General features: G+C 72.2%; 5 protein-coding genes. 2 read left to right on the forward strand and 3 right to left on the reverse strand.

From position 1 onward, the window contains the following. A partial coding sequence (locus NBX02_RS10975) for an AAA family ATPase (protein WP_250291210.1) occupies positions 1–1117 on the reverse strand: 1117 nt, incomplete at its 3' end. Between the two features lie 207 nt (positions 1118–1324). Between NBX02_RS10975 and NBX02_RS10980 the strand changes: the two genes are divergently transcribed. Beyond that, a complete protein-coding gene (locus tag NBX02_RS10980; RefSeq protein ID WP_250291212.1) occupies positions 1325–1579 on the forward strand; it encodes a ferredoxin in 255 nt (84 codons plus the stop codon). A 208-nt stretch (positions 1580–1787) separates the two neighbouring features. Here the strand turns inward: NBX02_RS10980 and NBX02_RS10985 are convergent, their stop codons facing one another. Continuing rightward, on the reverse strand, positions 1788–2705 hold the full coding sequence (locus tag NBX02_RS10985; protein WP_250281444.1) for a tRNA (adenine-N1)-methyltransferase: 918 nt from the start codon (positions 2703–2705) through the stop codon (positions 1788–1790). Between the two features lie 44 nt (positions 2706–2749). Further along, a complete protein-coding gene (locus tag NBX02_RS10990) occupies positions 2750–3949 on the reverse strand; it encodes a site-2 protease family protein (RefSeq protein ID WP_250281426.1) in 1200 nt (399 codons plus the stop codon). A 296-nt stretch (positions 3950–4245) separates the two neighbouring features. Here NBX02_RS10990 and NBX02_RS10995 point away from each other — a divergent pair. Beyond that, a partial coding sequence (locus NBX02_RS10995) for a PD-(D/E)XK nuclease family protein (protein WP_250291214.1) occupies positions 4246–5131 on the forward strand: 886 nt, incomplete at its 3' end.

The following is a 5131-nucleotide window of genomic DNA, read 5'->3' on the forward strand; positions in this document are numbered from 1 at the left end:
ACCCGCGGGTCCGGAAGATCGAGTCCATCTCGTCGAAGAACACGATCACCGGCATGCCCTCGGACGCCTTCTCGCGCGCCCGCTGGAACACCAGCCGGATCTGCCGCTCGGTCTCGCCGACGTACTTGTTCAGCAGCTCGGGGCCCTTGATGTTCAGGAAGAACGCCCGGCCGCTGCCCTGGCCGGTCTGGGCCTCGACCTTCTTCGCCAGCGAGTTGGCCACCGCCTTGGCGATGAGCGTCTTGCCACAGCCGGGCGGGCCGTAGAGCAGGACGCCCTTCGGGGGCTTCAGCTTGTGCTCCAGGAAGAGCTCCTTGTAGAGGAACGGCAGCTCGACGGCGTCCCGGATCGACTCGATCTGGCCCTTGAGGCCACCGATCTGTTCGTAGCCGATGTCCGGTACCTCCTCGAGGACCAGCTCCTCCACCTCGGACTTGGGGATGCGCTCGAACGCGTACCCCGACCGAGTCTCGATCAACAGCGAGTCGCCGGCCCGCAGGTGCCCCTCCAGCAGCGGCTGGGCGAGCAGGACCACGCGCTCCTCGTCGGTATGGCCGATGACCAGAGCCCGGTCACCGCTTTCCAGGACCTCCTTGAGCAGGACGATCTCGCCGTGCCGCTCGAACGCGCGCGCGTCGACGACATTGAGGGCCTCGTTGAGCATGACCTCCTGCCCAGGGCTCAGATCGCCGACGCCGACGTTCGGCGACACCGTCACCCGCAGCTTGCGCCCCTGGGTGAACACGTCGACCGTGCCGTCGTCGTACGACCCGATGAAGATCCCATAGCCGCTGGGCGGCTGGGCGAGTCGGTCGACTTCTTCTTTCAGGGCGACGATTTGATCACGAGCTTCGCGCAGTGTGGCCACGAGCCTGTCGTTCTGCCCGCTGAGGCCGGCGAGGTCCGCCTGGGCCTCGGCCAGACGCTCCTCAAGTACGCGAACCTGCCGCGGCGACTCGTTGAGCCTGCGCCGCAGCATCGCCACCTCCTCTTCGAGGAAAGCGACCTGTGTTGTGAGCTCGTGCACCTCTTTCTCGTACGCCGACGCTCGTGGATCTCCATCGCCTGGACGGCCCGAACTCCCACCGGAGCCAGAGCCCGAACGGGGACCGGACACCGCGCCTCCACCTCCCCCGTGCTGACCGGGACGCACCCAACACTACCGTTGTGACCGCCGCTGGCACGCCGGTCTGACGACTACGGGCCTGCTTTGGCGTAAACAGCGAGTTACGGTGCCATGGTGACAGACGATCGGAGCCCTGTGGCAACGCCCACGAATTTCTCTGCGGCATCAACGCCTTCGACGGCGTCCTCGACGTTGCGCGTGCGGGTGGACCAGGCGGAGTGCACCGGCGACGGCCTCTGCGTCCAGCTCGCCCCGACCGTGTTCGAGTTCGACATTGACGGTCTGGCATACGTCAAGGGCGCCGACGGTGAGCTGCGCACCCGGGCCGGCGCGTCGGTGCCGGTACCGCTGCCGCTGGTGGACGACGTCGTGGCCGCCGCGGACGACTGCCCGGGCAGCTGCATCTACGTCGAGCGCCCCGACGGGACCCTCGAGGCCGGCCCCGGCTCCTGACCGTCTCACCCGGGCGCGCTGTCTCACCCGGGGGCACCGCCCCATCAGGTGTCGGGTGCACCGGCATCCGGCGGCACCCCGGGAACATCTCAGCGGACCGGGCGGCGGGCGTACGCCGGGAGCATCCGGATGTTCCCGGCGCCTGTTCCCAGCGTCACGAAATCCGGCATCCGGATGTCGGGAATCCGACATCCGGGCGGTGGCGGCATCAGGAATCCGACACCGGGGCGGATGCCTGAACTGTCCCGGAGGCCTGTGCCTCCTCGGGACGCGCGCCCTTGGCGGGCCGCCGCCGCCGCGGCGGGGCGGTGACCCCGTCGGCCAGCCGCCGGGCCGTCACGAGGAAGCCGGTGTGGCCGACCATCCGGTGGTCGGGGCGCACCGCCAGCCCGTCCACGTGCCAGGTGCGCGTCATCGACTCCCAGGCGGCCGGCTCGGCGAACGTGCCGTGGGCACGCAGCTCCTCGACGACACGGGCCAGCTGCGTGGTGGTGGCGACGTAGGCGCAGACGACCCCGCCGGGCACCAGCGCCGCGCTGGCCGTGCCCAGCACCTCCCAGGGGGCCAGCATGTCCAGGACCACCCGGTCGACGTCCCGCTCGGCCGCCTCGGCGAGGTCCCCGACGTGCAGGACGTGGGCGGGGTGCGGCCCGCCGAAGAAGGTCTCGACGTTCCGGCGCGCGATCTCGGCGAAGTCGGCCCGCCGTTCGTAGGAGACGACCAGCCCCTGGTCGCCGACGGCACGCAGCAACGAGCACGACAGCGCACCCGAGCCCACGCCGGCCTCCAGCACCCGCGCGCCGGGGAAGATGTCGGCGTAGGTCACGATCTGCGCGGCGTCCTTCGGGTAGACCACGGCGGCGCCGCGCGGCATGGACAGGACGAAGTCGGTCAGCAGCGGGCGCAGCGCCAGGTAGGGCGTCCCCCCGGTGCTGGTGACCACCACGCCCTCGGTGCGGCCGATCAGGTCGTCGTGCTCGATGGCGCCGGCGTGGGTGTGGAACTGGCGGCCCGGCTCCAACGTCACGGTGTGCCGCCGCCCCTTGGGGTCGGTGAGCTGGACGCGGTCGCCCTTGGTGAACGTCCCGCGACGGTTGGCGGCGCCGGTGGGTGACCGGTGCGCCACCGGTTCGCCTTCGCCCGCGTCACCGTGCGGAACCGGCTCGACGCTCACCGCTGCTTCACCAGCCGGTCGACGCTCGCCGGGTCGATGCGGGCGACCAGGTCGACCATGGCGAGCACGCCCACCGGGCGTCCGTCCTGCGTCACCAGATACTCACTCGCGGGTGTGCCGCGTACCGCCGCCAACAGGTCCTCGCCTTCTAGTTCCGCTGCCAGCACCATGCCGGGGGTGATCGTGCGGCTGACCTCGTCCACGGTCATCCACGGCCGGCGGTGTTCGGGCAGGGCGTCCACCGCGGAGCCGTTCATGATCTTGAAAGGTGTGCCGGCGGAGTCGATCACGGCTACCGCGCTCGCTCCGAGCTCCCGGGCGCGTCGCAGCGCCTCGGCGAGCGGCACGTCCCCCTGCACCGGTAGGGTACGCCGCACCAGGCGCCCGGCCGACACCCCCACCAGGCGCATCCAGATCCGCGCCTGGCGCAGCGACTGGTGTGCCCCGAGCGCGATGAACGCCGCCACCACCAGCAGGTAGAGACCGGCGAACCGGTTGCCCGGGGAGAGCAGGACCCACAGCGCCAGCAGGCCGGCGACCGCGTAGCCGCCGTACGCGCCGGCCCGGACACCGCGCAGCCTGTCCCGGGTGCCGCCCCAGACGGCGGCCACGACCAGCCGGCCGCCGTCGAGCGGGAGGCCGGGCAGCAGGTTGAACGCGAAGAGGAGCAGGTTGGTCACGGCCAGGTCGAGTATGACCACGCTGGGCTGGGTGCCGCCGTCCAGCACGGTCAGCAGGGCGAAGCCCACGCCGGCCAGTACCCCGTTGACGGCCGGACCGGAGGCGGCGACCAGGAACTCCCGGGCGGGGGTCGGCGGCTCGGGCTCGATCGCGGTGAATCCCACGAACCCGTGCACGGTCACCGCGCGTACCCGCAGGCCGAGGCCGAGAGCCGTCAGGCAGTGGCCGATCTCGTGCAGGACCAGGGAGGCGATGAACCCGGCGGAGGTGATCGCGACCAGCAGGTACAGCCGTCCGTCCGCCACACCGGGCAGGCGCACACGGTTGGGCTCCAGCAGCAGCAGGCCGATGATGAGGCCGAACAGCAGCGCCAGCGGGGAGAGGTACACCGGTACGCCGCGGACCCGCCCGACGAGCATGCCGGGCTGCCGCCGGCCGGGCTCACCTCCCCGCCGGCCGCCTCCGTCGGCGTGCGGGGAGCCGGGACGCGGGACCTGGTCAGGCTGATCGGCCATGTCTGCGATGCTACGGAGTCTTTGCCGGTGGCGGGACACCCCGTCACCGGCGGTGCGCGTCGGGCGTATCCGACGTAGGGCGGCCAGGCAGTGCCGGTGCCGGCGGCACGGCCGTCGTCGGCACCGCGGTGAAGCCGGTGAGGTGAGCCGGTGACGAACTGGGACAGGACGAACTGGGACGGGACAGGACGAACTGGGATGGGACGGGGTGGGACGGGGCGGCGGCTCCGGCCGCCCGGGGCCGGCGTCCGGATTGTCGGACCGGCCGCCTATGGTCCGAAGGCATGAGCCCGTCCATGGACCTCCCGCCCGCGCCCGACGGGGACGCCCCGCCTCCCGCGGGCCGGATTCGTGTCGTCGGGTCGCTCTCGCCGTCGCGGGCGGGCGACTTCATGAGCTGTCCCCTGCGCTACCGCTTCCGGGTGATCGACCGGCTGCCCGAGCCGCCGAGCTCCGCCGCGGTGCGCGGGACGGTCGTCCACACCGTCCTGGAGCGGCTGTTCGACCATCCCCCGCCGGGGCGCACGATCGCCGCCGCCGAGGCGCTGCTGGAGCCGGCCTGGCGCGACCTGCTTGCCCGGGAGCCGGAGCTTGCCACCCTGTTCGCGGACGAGGCCGAGCGGGCCGCGTGGCTGGAGTCGGCCCGCTCCCTGCTCGCCGGCTACTTCAGCCTGGAGAACCCCGCCGCTCTCACCCCGGCGGCCCGGGAGCTCTACGTCGAGCACGTGCTCGGCTCCGGGGTGCGGCTGCGCGGCTACATCGACCGTCTCGACGAGGCGGCGACCCGCGACGGCCCGGCGTTACGGATCGTCGACTACAAGACGGGCCGGGCGCCCGGCCCGGCGTTCGAGGGCCAGGCGCTGTTCCAGATGAAGTTCTACGCCTACCTGCTCTGGCGGATCCGCGGCGTGATCCCCCGCGAGCTGCGGCTGTACTACCTGGCCGACCGGACCTGGCTGCGGGTGCAGCCCGACGAGAGCGACCTGCGCGCCACCGAACGGAAGATCGACGCCGTGTGGTCGGCCATCAGCCGGGCCCGGCACACGGGCGACTGGCGGGCGACCCCCAGCAAGTTGTGCGACTGGTGCGATCACAAGATCCGATGCCCGGCGTTCGGCGGGACGCCGCCGCCGCTGCCCGCCGCCGACCGTCCGGCCCCGGACGCCGCCGCGGCGGCCGGCC

The sequence above is a fragment of the Protofrankia sp. CiP1_Cm_nod1 genome, from assembly GCF_920888515.1.
In the GTDB taxonomy this organism is placed as follows: Bacteria; Actinomycetota; Actinomycetes; order Frankiales; family Frankiaceae; genus Protofrankia.